Origin of the sequence: Streptomyces sp. NBC_00459, assembly GCF_036013955.1 — a bacterium.
Taxonomy (GTDB): Bacteria; Actinomycetota; Actinomycetes; order Streptomycetales; family Streptomycetaceae; genus Streptomyces.
Window position 1 is genome coordinate 195,960 of record NZ_CP107903.1, and the last position, 19,229, is coordinate 215,188.

General features: G+C 73.2%; 2 protein-coding genes. Both read right to left on the minus strand.

The genetic code is table 11. The features are described from left to right. Positions 1-46: 46 nt before the first annotated feature. The gene (gene fabD / locus OHN74_RS00735) at positions 47-3,250 is read right to left on the minus strand and encodes an ACP S-malonyltransferase (protein ID WP_327692521.1); all 3,204 of its coding nucleotides are present in this window, start codon (positions 3,248-3,250) and stop codon (positions 47-49) included. Beyond that, complete coding sequence (locus OHN74_RS00740) at positions 3,240-19,172, minus strand: SDR family NAD(P)-dependent oxidoreductase (protein WP_327692522.1); 15,933 nt, start codon at positions 19,170-19,172, stop codon at positions 3,240-3,242. Before OHN74_RS00740 ends, fabD begins: the two co-directional genes overlap by 11 nt. Between the last annotated feature and the right edge of the window lie 57 nt (positions 19,173-19,229).

The window sequence follows — 19,229 nt, forward strand, 5'->3', positions numbered from 1 at the left end:
TCCAGGAACAGCGGCGAACCGGCGGCACGGTCGGGGCGGGAGAGGATCAGCTGGGACATGGCGGAGCGGCGCCGACGGCACGCAGCCGGTCGGTGATGTGCGCCGCCGCGCCTTCCATGAGGGTGTCGGCGATCGCCTCGACAGTGCGGACGCGCCAGGGTTGCAGGGTGGTGCCGGCGACAACCTGGTTGAACGCGCCCATCGCGGGGCCGCAGTGGACCAGATAGTCGACCGTGGACCGCGTGTCGCCTGTCACCGCGAGCCGGTGACCGCGCTCTGCATAGCCGCGGCACACGGCCGCCAGCTCCGCCCTCGGGTCAGCGGAGGGCCCGGCACCCGCGGGCGTCTCGCCGCCCAGATAGCGGTCGAGCAGCCGGGTTCTGGTGGCGTCGTCGAGGGGGGCCGGAGAGGCGTGTGCGCGCCAGAGGTCGTACAGCTTGCCGGCCCGGGCCGGGAAGAGCAGGCCGCGCCGCAGGTAGCGGGCCCGGGCGCCCAGGTCGAACATCTCGGCCCAGGGCGCGGTCGTCACGTCGTACTCGTGGGCCTCCTGGAGGATGTCCTTCACCGCGGAGCTGGTGGCGGCCTCCACCGAGCACTGGTTGACCGAACCGGTCAGGACGAACTCCGCGCCGAGCAGGAAGGCCACGGCGGCTGCCTCCGGGGTTCCCATGCCTCCGGCGCATCCGACGTGCACGCGCTGCCCGGGCAGGGCGGTCGCGTCCCGCAGCCGCAGCACGGCGGGGAGCAGGGTCGGCAGATCGGCCGTGCCGGTGAGCCAGCCGCCGTCCGCCTCGACGCACAGGTCGTCCGCCATGGGCCGGTCTTCGGCGGCACGGGCCTGCGCCTCGGTGATCTCCCCGGCGGCGAGCAGCCGCTCGACCAGGCGATGCGGTGCCGGGGAGAGGAACTCGGCGGCGATGTCGGTCCTGTTCACCTTGGCCAGGATCCGTCCGCCCCCGAGCCGGAACCGCACCAGCGCCGGGGTGATCAGGGGGAACCCGGAGGCCTCCACGACGTCCACCCCCCGCCGGAGGAACAGGTCGACCAGCGCGGACTCCTCGTCGGGTGCGCCATGCCGGTGCAGCAGGTTCGCCCCGAGGATGCCGTCCGGGCCCAGGTCGTCGGCGAGGTCGCGCAGTTGCCGGTCCACCTCGGGCAGGGTGAGACCGGCGGTCCCCAGGAACGCCAGGAAGCCCGCCTTGGCCGCCGCGCGGAGCATCGCCGGGCCCGAGATCCCGCCGTACATCGATCCCGCCAGGTAGGCGCGCCTCAACCCGTACCGCTCACGGAAGCTCCGGGCGCCCAGGCCGTCGGCCTCGACGGCGATCCCGGGAGATACCTCCGGGGCGGCGGTGCGGGGGGCCGGATCCGGACGGGACACGGGAGCCGGCAGCGGCTCGGCCCGCTGTCTGATCCGGGCGACCAGCTTGGTGAGCACCTCGCCGGGACCGAGTTCGACGAACTCGAAGTCGCCCTGCCCCATCAGGCTGCGCACGGTTTCCGTCCACCGCACCGGCGACACGATCTGTGCCGCCAGTGTCTCCTTGAGCGCTTCGGGACGGTACGGCCGCGCGTCCACGTTGGCCAGCACGGGGACGGCCGGCGGGCGCAGGGTGAACTCGTCCAGGAAGCGGGCGAACTCCTCGGCGGCGCCGCGCATGTACCGGGAGTGGAACGGCGCGCTGACATTGAGGCGGGCGGTGCGCGCGCCCATGGCTTCGAAGGCGGCGCAGGCGGCGTCGATCCGCTCCACCGGGCCGGAGAGCACGAACTGGTCCATGGCGTTGAGGTTGGCCAGGTCGAGGCCGTCGAGACCCGGCTCGGCGAGCACCCGTTCGACGGTCGCCTCGTCGGTCCCGACGACCGCGGCCATGGTGCCGCCGTCGGAGGCGGCCATCAGCTCACCGCGCCGTCGGACCAGCCTCAGTCCGGTCTCGAAGTCGTAGACGCCCGCGGCGAACAGCGCCGCGTACTCACCGAGACTGTGACCGACCAGGTAGTCCGGCGGCACCGGATCCGCAGCCACCCGGTCCAGATGGGCCAGGGCACTCACCACGTAGAGCGCCGGCTGGGTGAACTCGGTGCTGCCGAGCCGGCGTTCGGGGTCCTCCACACACAGTTCCCGGATCGAGTAGCCGAGGACCCGGTCGGCGATAGCCGTCTGTTCGGGAAACCTCTCGAACAGCTCCGCGCCCATCCCCCGCCGCTGCGAACCCTGGCCCGGGAAACCGTAGACCTTCATGCGCTGTGCCTTCCTCGGTGTCCTGCTTGTCTGGGGAGGGCGGGTGGCCAGCGTGCGGACCTTCGCCAGCACGGCGGGGTCGTGGCCGAACGGGCTGAGCAGGGACAGCGACCTGGACCGTGTCCCCGGCGGTGCGTTGCCGCGCACGAAGTTGTCGAGGGTGCCCGAGGGGCCGAGGTCGAGGTACAGGAAATCGCCCCGGTCGCGCATGGCGGCCATGGTCCGCTCGAACTCGATGGGCTCACGGACCACCCGCCGGAAGTGCTCGGCGCCCGGCCGCTCGACCAGGCGTCCGTCGACGCAGGACACCCAGGGGATGCGCGGCGGTGCGAACCTCGTCCGGTCGAGGGCGCCACGGCACTCAGCGAGCACGGGGGCCATCAGCGCGGAGTGGTAGCCGTACTCCACCGCCACCCGCTGGTGCGGTACATCGGCGGCACGCAGCGCGGACTCGGCCCGGACCACGGCCTCTTCCGTGCCCGAGACCACGAAGTGGCCCGGGTGGTTGCGGGCCGCGACCTCGCACTCGCGCAGTGCGGGCACCCGGTCCAGGACGTCCGGCCCGGCGAGCACGGCGAGCATGCCGCCGCGGGGGCCTCTGCGCAGGGCGGCGGCCTGTCCGACCAGCAACCCCATGCAGTCGCTCGCGTCGAGGCTGCCCGACAGGGTGGCCGCCGCGTACTCACCCAGGCTGCAGCCGATCAGGTAGTCGGGCTCGACGCCCGCCGCCCGCAGAGTCTCGGCCAGCGCGAGTTCGATCATGACGATCGCCGGATGGGTGAACCGGGTGTCGGTGAACGGCTCGCTCTTGCGCTTCGACGCGTCGAAGACCCGTGCGAGCACGGATTCGCCCAGTTCCTCGGCGACCATGGCGTCGTAGCGGCGCAGCGCCGCGCCGAACACCTCATCGCCTGCGAGGAGTTCCTCGCCCATCCGGTAGTACTGCGAGCCCTGGCCCGGGAACATGAAGACGACGGGCAGGGGTTGCGTGGGAGTGTCAACGGCCATGGCTCTGGGTCTCCCTGGTCGCAACGGCCCGGTAGTCGCTCCAGAAGGGCTGTGCGCCCGGCTCCGGCGCGCGGTGGTCGTGCCAGAAGAGCCCCGCATCGGGCACGGTGGGCTCAGCCGCCCCTCGGATGACGACCCTGCGGTCCCACTCGGGTCCCGGGAGCGGCGTCCGGGTGCCCCGGTGGCCTGCGGGAGCGGGGGCGAGCAGCAGGTGCGCGTTGGTGCCGCCGTCGGCGAAGCAGCTCACTGCGGCGGCCTCGGCCGAGGCCGGCCACGGCTCGGCCAGCCGCGGGAAGTACAGCGACGAGGCATCGAGGTCGAAGTGCTCCAGTGGTTGCTGCCCGGAGCCGAACGGCGCCTGCTGCCGGTGGTGCAGCATCAGGACGACCTTGATGAACGAGGCGATCCCCTCCGCGGCCAGGGGGTGGCCGATGTTCGGCTTGACCGAGCCGAGGGCCACCGGCTGCGCCGAGCCCGCCCGGTAGACCGTCTCCACCGCCTTGAGTTCCAGCAGGTCGGTGACGGCCGAGCCGGAGCCGTTGGCCTCGACCCATCCGACGTCCTGTGGGGACAGGCCGCTGCGCGTCAGCGCCTCGGTCATCACCTCCTTGTGCGCCTCCAGGTTGGGGGTGGCGGGGCCGGCGGTCCGGCCGTCGTTGTTGACGGCGATGCCCTTGAGGACCGCGAGCACCTGGTCTCCGTCCACCCGCGCCCTGTCGAGAGGTTTGAGGACGACGACGCCGATCCCCTCGCCGAGCACCAGGCCGGCGCCCCGACGGTCGAAGACATGGAACTCCGCACCGGGGTTGAGCAGTCCGCGCTGTCCGAACACCTGGTAGGGCCGGTCGTCGGTGAGCAGGCTGACCCCCGCGACCACTGCCGACTCGATGTCGCCCGAGCGCAGTGCCTGGGCGGCGGCGTCCATCGCCACGAGGGCGGAGGAACAGGCGGTGTCGACCACCAGGCTCGGCCCCCGGAAGTCGAAGAACTGGGAGACGTTGGCGGAGAGGTAGTTCTGGCCGGTGACCACCACCGGGTTCGCCGCCCGCTCCAGGCGCGCGGTGTCCGGGGTGTGCGTGGCCCTCCCGCCGACGTACACCCCGATCCGGCGGCCCTTCAGCTCGGCGGGCTCGTATCCGGCCTGGTGGACGGCGTTGCTCACCTCCTCCAGGAGCAGCAGCGCCTGCGGATCCATGGCCGCGACATCCGCCGGGGACAGCAGGAAGGACTCCGGGTCGAAGCCCAGCACGTCCGGCAGCAGGCCGGCGTGGTATCCGAGCGGCCTGCCGAAACGCCGGTCGGACACCGGGCCCAGTGCCGACCGGCCCTGCCGCAGCAGTTCCCAGTACTCCTCGGCGGACCGGGCCCCGGGGAACCGGCAGGACAGGCCGATCACCGCGATGTCCGCGGTGGTGCGGGCCGGCTGCGCGACAGTCGCCGCAGGGTGCGGGGCGGGGACCACGGCGGCCCGTGCGGCGGAGGTCGGCGTGTCCGCTGCGGCCGCACCGCCGAAGGCCGCCAGCAGGTTCTCCTCGTGCCTCTCGGCGAGGTACTCGGCGAACCCGTCGGCCGTCGGGTGTTCCAGGAGTGCCGACGGGTCGAGGGACACGTCGAGTCGCTTGGCGGCGGTCTGGACGAGCTGGGCGATCAGGATCGAGTCGATGCCGTAGTCCTGGATCGGCACATCGCCCGCCAACGCGGCCCGGTCGAACCGCAGTTCCGCCGCGAGCCGGTCCAGCAGCCAGGAGGCCGCCGACCCGACCGCTCCTCGAACCGCCTCGGCAGTGGGCCCGGGGTCTGCTCCGGAGCGCGTCGCGGATGCTGCGGTCTCCGGCGCCGCATCTGTGGTGGGCGGGCGGTGGTCCGTCAGCCGGCCCGGACGCCAGTCCGCGTCCGGACGCACCACCGCGGGCAGCACCACCCGGGCGCCGCTCGCGATCGCCCGTTCCAACAGGACGAGTCCCTGCTCGTCGGAGAGCGCGGCCAGTCCGGAGGACCGGTAGGCGGCGCTGCGCACCTCGCCCGCACCGGTGTCCTTCCAGCTCGGCCACTGCACGCTGACCAGTGGCAGCCCGTAGGGGCGTGCCTCGGCGACCGCGTCCAGGTAGGCGTTGGCCAGCGCGTAGTCGCTCTGGCCGACGGCGAGCGCGGGCACGGCAGCGGCGACCGAGGAGTACAGCACGAACAGGCTGAGCGGTTCGGCTCGGAAGCACTCCAAGAGCGCGTCGAGGCCGAACACCTTCGGGCCGATCACCCGGGCCATACCGGTCTGCGGCTTGCGTACGAAGGCGGGGTTGTCGAAGTCGGTGAATCCGGCGCTGTGGATCACCCCACCGATCGGCCCCAGTCTCAGCTTCACCTCCGCGAGGGTCTTGGCCAGGGTCTGCCTCTCCTCCAGCGGCACGGCGCAGACCTCCAGCTCGACCCCCTGGTCGGCCAGCTCGGCGAGCGGGCGCAGCCTCCGGCCGAGTGCGGTGTCCGCGGCGATGTGCGTGGCCCATTCGGCCTGCGGCGGCAGTTCCTCGCGGCCGGTGAGCACCAGCTTGCGGACGCCGTGCCGGGCGACGAAGTGCCGGGCGGTGAGCAGTCCGATCCCGCGCGTCCCACCGGTCACCCACAGCACGTGGCCGTCCGGGAAGCGCAGGGTGCCGGCCTGCTGGTCCGGCAGTTCGCGCAGCTCCGCGCGGTGCCGGACGCCGTCTCGGTAGGCGACGTCGGCCGGTAGCCCGGCGACGCCGAGTTCGTCGGTCACCCACCGGCACAGCTGTTCGTCCGAGGTGTGCCGCTCCACGTGGACATGACGGGAACGCACATGGCGGTACTCGCTCTGGAGCATCCGGTAGAGGCCGGCCCGGGCCGCGCCGCCGAGGCCGGGCGTGCCGGTTTCGGTGTCCCGGGAGACCAGCAGGGCGCACAGTCCGCCGCGGCCGTGGTCGACGAGGCGCTGCAACCAGCCCAGCCAGGGCGTCAGCCGCGCGTGGTCGGCATCGGGGTCGGGATCGGCGCAGCCTGCCAGGTCGACCACGGCGTCGAAGCGGTCCCAGCGGGTGGCCGGGTCGGCGAGGTCGGCGGCGAGCCGGTCGTGGGTGAGCACCTCGGCCCGCGGCAGGGCGGCAGCGAGACGGAGGGCCAGTTTCTCCGTACCCGGTGCGGCCAGCACCGCCGTCCGGGCCGGGAATGCGGTGCGGTCCACCGGGTCGGCGGGCACCCAGTGCCGGGTCAGCAGCGGACTCTTCGTGGTCCCGTCCGCGCCGAGGGCGGCCAGTTCTGCGTCTGCTGCGGCCAGCCGGACCCGATCTCCGCCGAAGGGGTAGCCGGGCATTGCCACCCGGCGCGGCCGGCCCGTGGGATGCAGGGCCGTCCAGTCCACCGGCCGGCCCGAAGTCCACGCGGCGGCGTATCCGGCGAGGTCGTCCGCCGGCGGGCCGGCCGCGAGCGGCCTGCGCAGGTCCGCCACTCCCGTCCAGCTGTCGGCCGGTTCGGCGCCGGCTGCGAACTCCTCCAGCCGCTCGGCCAGTTCCGCGAGGTCGTGGAAGACCACCGCGAGCCGGTGCTCCATGGCCTCACGGCCCCACTGCAGAGTCCACGCGACCTCCGCGGGCGCCGCCTGCGCACCCTCGGCGCGCAGGTGTACGGCCAGTCGGCGGGCCTGCGCGGTCAGCCGGTCGGCGTCGCGGGCGGAGAGCACGGCCAGCTGCGGACCGGCGGAGACGTCCTGGGGCCGCGGTTCGCCCAGGTACTCCTGCAGGACGAGACACGCGTTGGTACCACCCGCGCCGAAGGAGCTGACGCCTGCGGTCCTGGGCTGTGCCGTGCCGTCCGGGAGGACGCCACGAGGCCAGTCGGCGAGTTCGCGCTGGACACGGAACGGGGTTGCCGCGAAGTCGATGTCCGGGTTGAGCCGGTCCGCGTGCAGCGAGGGAACCAGCTCCCCGTGGCGCATCTGGAGCAGCACCTTGCTGACGCCCGCGATTCCGGCGGCGGCCTCGGCGTGCCCGATGTTGGACTTGACCGAGCCGATCGGCAACCGGTCGGGCAGGTCGTCGTGGAAGGCGCGCAGCATGCCGGAGACCTCGATCGGGTCGCCGAGCGCGGTGCCCGTGCCGTGGGCCTCCAGGTAGTCGAGGTCCGCGGGGCGCAGTCCGGCCCGGTCGAGCCCGGCCCGCAGCAGGTCGCCCTGTGCCCTCGGGCTGGGCGCGGTGAAACCCTTGGCCGCGCCCCCGTGGTTGACGGCGGAGCCCTTCACCACGGCCAGGATCCGGTCGCCGTCGGCGAGGGCCGCGTCGAGGCGCTTGAGGAGGACCGCGCCCGAGCCGTCGGCCGGGACGTATCCGGTGCCGCCCGCCCCGAAGCTCCGGCACCGGCCGTCCTCGGAGAGGAAACCGCGGGCCGCGAGCTGAAGGTATTTCACGGGGTGGCTGGAGATGTTGACACCGCCCGCGACCGCCGTGTCGCAGTCGCCGTTCCGGATGGCCAGGCAGGCCTGGTGGATGGCGACGAGCGAGGAGGAACACATGGTGTCCACGGCGACGCTGGGCCCGGTGAAGTCGAAGAAGTACGACACCCGGTTGGCCACCGACGCGTACGACGAGGTGGGCGCGAGGCCGTTGCCGCGCAGCGCGTCCTGGACCCCGTACAGCTGGTAGTGGCCGTAGGCCAGGCCCACGAAGACTCCGGTGCGGGTGCCGCTCAGCCGATCGCGGGTGCAGCCGGCGTCCTCCAGCAGATGCCAGACCGTTTCGAGGAAGACCCGCTCCTGGGGGTCGGTGTGCTCGGCGTCGAGCCGCGACATGCGGAAGAACAGCGGGTCGAAGCGGTCGGCGTCGCGGACGAAGCCTCCCCACTTGCCGTACGTCCTGCCGGTTGCCGACCTGTCTGCGTCGTAGAACCTGCTGTGGTCCCAGCGGTCTGCCGGTACCTCCTCGACGCTGTCCCGGCCGGCCCGCAGGTTCCGCCAGAACTCGTCGAGGTCGTCCGCCTCCGGGTAGCGGCCCGCGACACCGATGATCGCGATGTCGTCGCCGGGGCGGACCGCGGGAACCGCCTCCGTGGCCGGTTCGGCGGCGGCCGTGGCGGGTGACCCGGCCGCGGCGAACACGTCGGGGTGGTCGGCGGCCAGGTGGTCGGCCAGTTCCCGGACCGTCACGTACTCGAACAGCAGTGTCTTGGAGAGCGGGCCGACGTGTTCTTCGAGCTGCCGGATCAGGTTGAGGGTGATCAGGGAGTCCACGCCGTAGTCCCCGAAGGGCTCCGTGAGGGCGATCTCCCGTTCGGGGAGCTTCAGTTCGGCCGCCAGCAGGCGCAGGACCAGGTGCTCGGCCCGGTCCCGTACGTCACCGGCGGGCGCCTCGGCCGGCCGGGTGGCGGTCTTCGGGTGCGTGGACGTGCCATTGAGGGCAGTGAGAACGCGCTCCGGGGAACCGGGGGTGAGCAGCAGTCTCGGTGCGTCGCCCGCCAGGGCGCGTTCCAGGGCGTCCAGAGCCGGCCCGGTCGGCACGGGACGCATGCCGAGCGTCCGGGCCATGTGCTCCTGGGCCGAGGCGTCGATCCTCATGGCACCCTCGGCCCAGACCGGCCAGGCGGCGGCAAGGGTACGGCCCCGCCGGTCGCCTTGGCGGCGCTGCCGTTCCCGCTGCTCGGCGAAGTGGTCGAGGAACGCGTTGGCGAAGGCGTAGTCGGTCTGGCCGACGTTGCCGAAGACCGCCGCGGCCGAGGAGAACGCCACGAAGTAGTCGAGCGGTTCGTCGAGCGTCGCCTCGTCGAGCAGCACGGTGCCGCGCACCTTGGCGGCCAGCACCACCTCGGCGTCGGCGCGTTCCTTGCCCCGCAGCAGGCCGTCCCGGAGCACCCCGGCTGCGTGCACGACGCCGCTGACCGAGCCGTGGGACCGGCGGGCCCCGGCGATGAGCGCACGCACCTCGGCCGGGTCGCCGACATCGGCGCGCACGATGTCCGCGCCGATGGCGAGCGCACGGTCACGGGCCTCGGGGCCGGGAACGCTGCGGGCGGCCAGCACGATCCCGCCGTCGGACACGCCTGCGGTGTGGCGTACGGCGGCGATGTGCTCGGCGAGCAACAGGCCGAGGGCGCCGGTGCCGCCCGTGACAATGTGCGCACCGGAGCCGGTGAACGCCGATCCGGCACGGGCCGGCAGACTCACCTGCCGCCAGCCGCGGCGCATGCGGCCCTCGGCACCGACCCGGACCTCGGCCTCGCGCTCGGCCCCGAGTTCGGCGATCACCGCGTCGGTCAGGCGGCCCGACTCGACCGCCAGTACGCCGAAGTCCACCAGCGGATGCTCCAGGCGCACCGAGCGGCCGAAGGCGGCCATCGCTTGCTGGGCCGGGGAGGCGGCCGGGTCGGGGTGGACGAAGAGGTAGCCGAGCGGGCCGCGCCGCTCCCGCTGCCAGGCCTGCAGGAAGGCCGTGGCCGCGTGGAAGCCGTACTCCACCGCATCGTCCGATTCCGGGTGGTCGCCGGCCACATGCACCACGTGCACCGGGCCCGCCGGGAGGGCGCGGACAGCGGCCTCGGCGTCGAATCCGGCGGACACTTCGATGCGCCGGGCGGCCAGTCCGGCCGCCGCCAGTGCGGCGTTCAGGTCGGCGCCCCGCGAACCGGCGTCCAGTACCAGGACGGATGCCGGCTCAGCACGGCGGATCGCCGGGGCCGGCTGCCAGTCCGGTGCGAAGGCGGCCACCGGCTCCGCTGCGGGCGGCGCGGGGATCTCCGCTGCCGGCGGCCCGGGATGAGGCAGCGCGGCGACCGGCCCAGGGGTCGACGGGTCGGGCTCCGGAGCGATCCAGTGCCGGATCCTGGCGAAGGGATGGCCGGGGAGGTGCACACGGCGTACGGCCTCGCCCGCGTGCGGGACCGGCCGTTCGACCTCGGCGCCCCGGAGCCAGTCGGCCGCGACCGTGGCCAGGTCCTGCCGCGTGGCGGCCGGGCGCGCGGCGGGACTCCGCTCGGCCCGCCCGGTGCGTACGGCGGACGGGCGGCCGTCGAGGTACGCGTCGAGTTCGGCGTGCACCCCGGAGGTGCTGTCGGCGACGACAGCGAGGCGGTGGGTCATCGGGTCGCGGCCCGCCCAGAGGGTGTACGCGAGGTCGCCCGCCCGGATCTCGTGCTCCTGGAGGTGGTCGGCGAGCCGTCGGGCGGAGGACCGCAGCGCCTCGGGGGTGCGGGCGGAGAGGACGAACAGCCGTTCCCCCGTCAGCTCCTCGCGGGTGTCGGGTGCTTCCGGTTCCTCCAGTACGACGTGCGCGTTGGCGCCGCCGAAGCCGAAGGAGCTGACCCCGGCGCGGCGCGGCGCGGGCCGCCCCGCCGCGTCGACGGGGTGAGGCCACGGCGTGGTCTGCGAGGCGACGTACAGCGGCGAGCCGGCCAGTTCCAGATAGGGGTTCTGTTCCTGGAAGTGCAGGCTGGCGGGGATGGTGCGGTGGCGCATCGCCAGGACGGTCTTGATCAGGCCGGCGATGCCTGCCGCCGCCTCCAGATGGCCGATGTTGGTCTTCACCGAGCCGACCGCGCAGGTCGGCGACTCGGGTACCGGCAGGCCGGCCGAGCCGTACAGCTCGGCGAAGGCGTCGCGCAGACCGGCCGTCTCGATCGGGTCGCCGAGCGCGGTCCCCGTACCGTGTGCCTCGATGTATCCGACCGTGGCCGGGTCGATGCCGGCGCCGCGGTAGGCCTCGACGAGCAGCGCGGTCTGGGCACCGGGATTCGGGGAGGTCAGCGACGTGGTCCGGCCTCCGTGGTTGACGGCGGCGGCCTTGATCACCGCGTCCACCGGATCGGCGTCGCGGACGGCTTCGGTCAGCTTCTTCAGTACGACGACCCCGACACCCTCGCCCCGGACATAGCCGTTGGCACTCGCGTCGAAGGTCCGGCACCTGCCGTCGGGGCTGAGCATCTCGCTCTTGCTCAGCGCCACATAGAGGTTGGGGCTGAGGATGAGACTGACCCCGCCGGCGATGGCCAGGTCGCACTCGCCGTCCCGCAGTGCCCGGACTGCGTGGTGGACGGCGGTGAGCGAACCCGAGCAGGCGGTGTCCACCGCCATGCTGGGCCCGCGCAGGTCCAGCAGGTAGGACACGCGGTTGGGGATGACCGACAGTGCGGCGCCGGTGATCGTGTGGCCCTCGGTGGCCCGGCCCGCCGCGCGCTGGACGTCGACGTAGTCGGAGTTGGTGACGCCGATGAAGACACCGACCCTGCGGCCCGCCAGCGTCGACGGCGGGATTGCCGCGTTCTCGAGGGCCGCCCACACCGTCTCCAGCAGCAACCGCTGCTGCGGGTCCATCAGTTCGGCCTCGCGTGGCGAGATGCCGAAGAAGGCGGCGTCGAACTTGTCGACGTCCAGTACGAACCCTCCCCAGCGCGAGCGGGACTTCTCCTGCGTGCCGGAGTCACCGTCGTACGCCCGCCAGTCCCACCGCTCGGCCGGGATCTCCTCGATCAGATCGTGGCCGGCGAGGAGATGAGCCCAGTAGGCGTCCAGGTCGGCCGACTGCGGCAGTCTCGCGGCCATGCCGACGACGGCCACGTCCGTGGAGCGGGGGACGGCCGGGGCGGCCCCGGCAGCCGGGGCCGCCGTGACGGTTTCCGGCCGCCGGTCCGTCTCCCGGTCGGCGTCGGCGTGTCCGGCCGGTGTGGAAGCGGCAGGTGTGGGAGCGGCCGGTGCCGGGTCGTCACCGCCGTACCGGGCTCCCAGGGCGGCGCCGTGGTTGTCGGCAAGATGGCGGAGCAGCCGGGACAGGGTCGGGAAGCGGTAGAACGCCGTGGGGAGGACCTCGGCACCCACCAGGTCGGACAGCTCCAGGCTCAGTTCCGTGAACCGGATGGAGTCGAGCTTGAACTGGCCGAACGGGATGTCCGGGTCGATCTGTTCCGGCGTCAGGCCCGCGGCACGGGCGACCATCGCGGCCACTTCCTCGGCCAGCCTTTCCGCGACCTCGCCGGAAGGGGCCTCGCCGGAGGGCACCTCGCCTGCCACCTGGACCGGATCCGGGACGGAGGGCGTCACCGGGCTCGGTGTGCGCGGGGTCCGATCGGTCCGGGCCGCCGGGCCGCCGGACAGGCCGGCCAGTGCCTGGCGGTCCAGGCCGCCGTCCGCGGCGCGGGGAAAGTCGTCGACCAGGACGATCTCGTCGAGGTGCAGGTGGGCCGGCAGCAGCTGCCGGACCAGTTCCGGCAGGGACGCGTCCGGGGGCATGCCCGGGTCTGCCTGGTAGAACCCCCGGAGAATCGTGCCGTCCTCGCCCTCACCTGCGACGACCACCATCCGCCGTATCCCCGGCAGCCGGGCCAGGTTCGCCTCCACCTGACCGATCAGCGCCTCGTCGGCCCCGGTCCGGGGCATCGTCGGCCGCCGGACCCGCAGTTGGGCGAGACTGCCCGCAACCGGCCGGCCTGCCGGCCTGGATGACCCGGCCGAGGCGACGGGCCGGTCCGGGTCCTCGATCAGCCCGGTGAGAACCGTGACGAACCGGTCGGCGATGGCGGCGGCCGTGCTCGGTTCGAACAGCTCCCGGTCGTACTTGACCGTGAACAGGAAGTCGCCCTCCCCCTCGACGATCTCCAGCGTGAGGTCGAACTCGCCTTCCTGGTGGACGCCGCCGACCATCCCGTGGACAAGCCCCGCGTGCTCCTGCGGCCGTACCCAGTTCTGGTAGTAGAAGGCTGCCCGGAAGAGGTCGGGGCCGGTGAGCCGGCCCGCCTGCCGAAGCTGCTCGATCAGCGTGATCAGCGGATACTCGCCGTGTTGCAGAGCGGCGAGGGTGTCCCGGTGCACCTCGGCGACCACCGATCGGAACGCGTGGTCCAGCGGCACACGGCCGTCGATGACGACCATGTTCATGAAGCAGCCGAGCGTGTCGTCGAACCGGTCTCCGGGGCGTCCGGCCGTCGGGGTGCCGACGAGTATCCGGTCCTGGTCGCCGTAGTGACGCAGGACCGCGTAGTAGCCGGCGAGCATGACGCTGAACAGCGACACCCGTTCCGCTGCGGCGAACGCCCTGGCTCGGGCGACCAGCGCCGCGTCGATCCGCCCTTCGACGCTGCCCCCGAGGTAGCGGGGCTCCGTCGGCCGGGGCCGGTCCGTGGGCAGGGACAGCTCGGGCACCGGCCCGGCCACCCGGTTCAGCCAGTAGTCGCGCAGGCGGACTCCTTCCGGGCCCGCCAGCAGGTTCCGCTGCCACGCCACGAAATCGGCGAAACCGGCGGCGGGCGGGCTCGGCGTCCAGTCCCTGCCCGCGGCCCGGGCACGGTAGGCGTCCTCCAACTCCCGCAGGACCACACCGATGGAGACACCGTCGAAGACGATGTGGTGGACGACGGCCAGCAGTGCGCGCCGGCCGTCGGGCAGGCTGTAGAGCGTCACCCGCAGCAGGGGTCCGCCCGCCAGGTCGAACGGACGGGCGCGCTCGGCGCGCATCCGCTCACGCAGCGCCTCCTCGTCGGCGCTGTCGAGGCGTTCGTGCCTGAGGTCCGCCTCCTGACGCACTGCCACGTGCTGCGCCGGCTGCCGGTTCTCGACCGTCACCGTCGTGCGCAGCGCCTCGTGCCGGTCGACCAGGTCCTGCAGTGTGCCACGCAGTACCTCGGCGTCGACCTGCGGATCGAGCCAGAGCGCCAGGGGGACGTTGTAGGCGGCGTTGTCCGGCGCGACGCGGTTCACGATCCACAGCGCGCGCTGCCCCTCGGACAGCGGACCACCGATCGCACGAGCGGGTGTCGGTCGGGGGCCGGGTGCGACGGTGGGAGGCGGCTCGGGGGCGGCGTCCGGTACGGGGCCGAACATCTCCTGGTCCGTGTAGTGCCGGGACAGCTCGCGCAGGGTCGGGTGCTCGTAGAAGTCACCGAGCGACACCGTGACGCCGAACTCCTCGGTGATTCCGGAGACGATCTTCATGCCGGTGAGTGAGTCGAACCCGTAGTCGGCCAGCGCGCGGTCGGGATCCGGGGCCTCGTCGAGCTTCAGGGCCCGCGCCACGATCGAGGCCAGTCGGGCCGTCAGCGCCTCGGTGGGGGCCTGCTCCGTCCGGGCCGGTTCCGGCACGGGAGCGGAGGACACCGGCGCCGCACCGGCCTGCGGTACGGCGGCCTCCTCTGCGCCGAGCCGGCCGCCGTTCTCCGCGACGATGACGTGCTGGCCTCGCGGCCGGCTGTCCGGGCCACGGCCGTCCGCCACCACGACCTGCTCGAAGCCGCCCTCACGCAGCAGCCGCTGCCAGGTGGCCGGAACGGTCAGGGGCGAGTCCGGCAGGCGCAGTTCCCCGTCGTCGAAGAGCCACCAGCCGTCCAGCACCCCGCCCACGACCGTGGTGTGGTCCCAGACCTCCGTGAGTTCGTTGAGGACGAGCCAGCCGTCCGGCCTCAGCAGCGCCTTCGCCTTCGCGAGCGTGGCCCGCAGGTCGCGCGTCGCGTGCACCACGTTGGTGGCGAGCACCATGTCGTACGACCCCGGGGTGAACCCCTGTGCCTCGATGCCCTTCTCCAGGTCGAGCACCTGGTACTCCAGGATGCCCAGGTCGCCGAAGACTCCGGTCAGGCGTTCCTCCGCGTTCTCCAGGAACCGCGGCGAGATGTCGGTGAAGCAGTAGGTGACCTGGCCGGCGTGGGGTGCCAGCACCGGCAGGACCGTCTCCGTGGTGGCCCCGGTGCCGGCGCCGAGTTCGACTACGCGCAGCCGCTCGCCGGGCGCGAGCCGTGCCAGTCGCTGACCGAGGTAGGACCGCACGGCGGCGCCGACCAGTTCGTTGAACGAGTCGGAGAGCGCGTTGGCCTTGTAGAAGCTCTCCACCAGTGCCATGGACGAGCCGGGGAACATGATCTCGGTGGCACGGATCTCGCCGCGCAGGATCTGTGGGTACGAGCGCAGGAACAGCCGGGTCAGAGTGACCGTGGCGGCCAGTTCGGGATGGTCCGCGGCGATCCGGTCGAACTCCGGGTCCAGTGCCTCGGGGCTGGGGTTCTGTGTGGGGGCGCCGGGCAGGAGACGGCACCGTTCACCGTCGAACTCCACGTAGCCCGCGTTGCTCAGGATGTTCAGCAGCGCGCCGTACAGGCGCTGGTACTTCGGCTGGATGCCGAGGCTGCTCGGCAGTTCCCGGCGGTCGAAGCCTTCCCCGGGGTCGAGCAGCACACCCATCCGGCGGAAGACACCGAGCACGGCGGGGCGGCACAGGGCCGCGAGCCGGTGGTGACCGGTGAGAACGCTGTCCACGTCGTCGGCGCGTCCGGCGCGGGAACGCTCCAGTTCACCCGCCACGCGCGCCAGGGACGGGCCGTCGGCCGGCGCCGCGGGCGGTGCAGAGACGGTGCCCAGTGCCGCCAGAGCGAAGTCGCGGGCGCTGATCGGCATCACCTGCGCCAGCGGGTTGCCCAGGATCCGGTGGAAGGCCGACAGCCCGTCGGCCACGGACAGTTCGCCGATGCCCAGGCCGTGGAAGATCTCGCGCAGACCGGGCCGGGCGCCCGAGCCGATTCCGCCCCAGTAGCCCCAGTTGACGACCCGTACGGGGTACCCGCGCCGTCCGCCCAGGTGCAGGGCGTAGGCGTCCTGCAGGGCGGCGGCACAGCTGTAGGCGCCGTTGCCGGCGGTGCCGGCGAACGCGCCCACCGAGGAGAAGAACGCGAGGAAGTCGAGCGGCTGGTCCCCGAAGACCTGGTCGATCGCCACGCTGCCATCGGTCTTCACCATGAGCGCGGCGCGGAACGCCTCGTCGTCGAGTGCCGAAAGCGGGCTCGGCGCAAAGGTCATACCCGCGTGGATGACGCCGTGGACCGCGCCGAAGCGGGCGCTCACCTCGGCGGCGGCTGCTCGCAGCGCCTCGGTGTCGCAGCAGTCGGCCCTCAGGTGGAGCACCTCGCCGCCGAGCCGGCGCGCCCGGTCGGCGCAGGCGCGCTGGTCGGCGTCGAGCGCGTTGCGGCTGATCCACACGACCCGGGCCCGGTAGCGCTCCGCGAGGTGGAGGGTGAGTTCCCGGCCGATGCCGCCGGCGCCGCCGACGATCACGTACACACCGCGGTCCCGGAAGGGCGGCAGCTGTGGCTCGGGCAGGTCGACCGGTTCCAGCGCGGTGGTGTAGCGGGTCCCGTAGCGCAGGAGCACCGTCCGCCCGGAGGAGTCGCACGGCTCGGCCAGCACGGTGGCCAGCAGCCGGTCCCATGCGGCGTCGTCGGCCGTCTCGCGCTGCGCGAAGTCGAGGCAGACGGTCTTGAGTTCGGGGGTTTCCTTGGGCAGCACCCGAGCCAGTCCGTGCAGACCGGCGGCGAACGGGTTGGTGACCGGCGCGTCGAACGCTCCCACGGCGTCGTTGGTCACGACCTTCAGCCGTACTCGGCGCCCGTCACCGGCGGCCAGGTGCCCGGCGGTCCGGAACAGGGCGAGGATTCCGCGCCGGTAGCCGTCCTCCAGCGATCCGGCACCGCCACTGGCCGAGAGCCGGATGCCGCCGAGGTGGTAGACCCGGTCGACGGGGCCCGCCTGGGCCAGTTCCGCGACCAGGTCGTCGCGGTCCAGGTCGACGAGCCGCACGTCGTCGTCGCGGTGGTGTCCGGCGATGCCGTCGGCCAGCCGCGCGGCGTCGGCCGAGCTGAGGATCAGCACCCTGAGAGGGCCCGCGGTGGGCTCGTCACGAGCGATGGCGGGTCGCTGCGCGGGCACCCAGGTCGGGCGGTAGCAGACCATGGGCGACGGTTCGGCGCCCGTCCGCGCCGATGTGATCGGCGCAAGGTCGGAGGGCAGGCGTTCGGGGCGCGGCGGTATCTCCGGCAGCCAGTAACGCTTCCGGGCGAAGGGGTAGGTGGGCAGGCCGATGCGGCGGGCGGTGTCCTCGGCGCGCAGCTCGGACCAGTCGACCTCGGCGCCCTGCGTCCAGTGCTCGGCCAGCGTGCGCAGATCCCGCTGCCGCTGGGCCCGGCTCACCCGCTCCCGGTCCTCCTCCGAAGGCCGGTAGCGGGCCGCAACCCGGCCGGTGGTCGCTCCCGCCGCCGAACCCTCGGCACCGAACGCACGCAACAGCGCTCCGGCCTCGGCCAGGTCGCCGGCGGGGAACGCCAGCCTGGCGGCCATCGGCGTACGACCGGTCTGCAGGGTGTGGGCGACGTCGCGAAGCAGGATCCGCGACGGCTCGGCCTCGGGGCCGGAGTCGGCCAGCAGCACACTGAGAGCCCGCACCGTCGTGCCGCCGGTCAGCAGACCCGGGGTCGGCCCCCTGCCGAACTCCGCTTCGAGCTTCTCGGCGAGGACCGTCAGCTCGGCCGCGCGGAATCCGTACTCGCCCAGCGGCGTGACCGGGTCGAGGTCGTCGGCGCCGACCTGGAGCGCCTCGGCGGCCAGCCGCAGGCACGCGGCCTCGACCCGCGTGTCCCGCACGGCCGGCCCGCCCGGGGGCGGCGCGGCGGTGCCGGCCGTGTCCAGGAAGTCGGCGAGCCGGGCGGCCGACTCACGGAGCCGGACCTCGTCCCGTGCGGACAGGACGATCAGTTCCGGACCGGCCCCGCTCCGCGGCGGGAGCGGCGCGGCCTCGTCCGCCGCGAGGTACTCCTCCACGATCAGGTGTGCGTTGGCGCCGCCGCCGCCGAAGGAGCTGATTCCGGCCCGCCGGGGCAGTTCGACGCGCTGTCCGTCGGCGCGGACGACGACCGGACGCTCCCAGGGCTCCGGCTCCTGCGGGACGTAGAACGGCCCGTCGGCGAAGTCGATGTCGGGGTTGAGCTCGGCCGAGTGCAGCGACGGCGCGATCGTCCGGTGCCTGAGCTGCATCAGCACCTTGGTCAGGCCCGCGATGCCCGCGGCGGACTCCAGGTGACCGATGTTCGACTTCACCGAGCCGACCGCGCACCGCGCGAGCCCCTGCTCAAGGCCGTCGTCGATCCGCGTGCGGAACGCCTTGACCAGGCCGGAGATCTCGATCGGGTCGCCCAGCGGCGTGCCGGTCCCGTGCGCCTCGACACAGCCGACGGTCCGTGGGTCGATGCCGGCCCGGCGCAGTCCGGCCGTGATCACCTCCGCCTGGGCCTGCTGGCTGGGCACCGTGTAGCCCCCGGTCTTGCCTCCGGAGTTGACGGCGGAGGCCCGGATGACGCCGTGGATCCGGTCGCCGTCGGCCACCGCGCGCGACAGCGGCTTGAGCAGTACGGCGCCCACGCCTTCGCCGTCCACGAAACCGTCCGCGCCCAGGCCGAAGCTGCGGCAGCTGTCCCCCGGTGAGGTCATTCCGGCGTCGGAGAGGGTCCGCAGGTGCGAGGTGTCCAGGATCAGGTTCACGCCGCCGACGATCGCTGTCGAGCAGTCCCCGGCACGCAGGCTCTCGCAGGCCAGATGGACGGCGGTGAGGGAGGACGAGCACGCCGTGTTGACGGTGAGGCTGGGGCCACGCAGGTCCAGGATGTAGGAGACCCGGTTGGCGATGGACCAGTGGCTGGAGCGGGCGCTGTTGGCCACGCCGAGACCGGCGGCGCGTCCGCCCATCCACTCGTAGTCGCTGTGCATCACCCCGACGAACACACCGACCGGGTTGCTCTGCTCGGCGAGCCGGCCCGGCGGCCAGCCCGCGTCCTCCAGCGTCGCCCACACGGTCTCCAGGAAGACCCGTTCCTGCGGGTCCATGCTCTCGGCCTCCACGGGGGCGATACCGAAGAACAGCGGGTCGAACGCGTCCGCGTCGTCGATCAGCCCCGCCCACCAGCGGCGGTCCGGCAGATCGGCGCCGGTCTCCGGCTGTCCGTGCCCGCGTCCGGGCAGGAACTCCCCGATGCAGTTCTCGCCGCCGTGCACGCGGGTCCACAGCTCTTCGGGGGTCGCGGCGCCGGGATACCGGCCTGCCAGCCCGATGACCGCGATCCCCTCCGGAGCCTGGGGTGCGCCACCCGCCTCCCGCAGGAGTCGCAGCAGTTCCTTGCGCTTGTCATCCATGACGTTCCTCCCGCATGCCGCACGGCACACGCCGTGTCCCCAGCCCCGCCGGGCGTT

Excerpts from the sequence above, each read along its gene's own strand:
- fabD (WP_327692521.1), bottom strand. The coding sequence starts at position 3,250 with ATGGCCGTTGACACTCCCACGCAACCCCTGCCCGTCGTCTTCATGTTC.
- OHN74_RS00740 (WP_327692522.1), bottom strand. The coding sequence starts at position 19,172 with ATGGATGACAAGCGCAAGGAACTGCTGCGACTCCTGCGGGAGGCGGGT.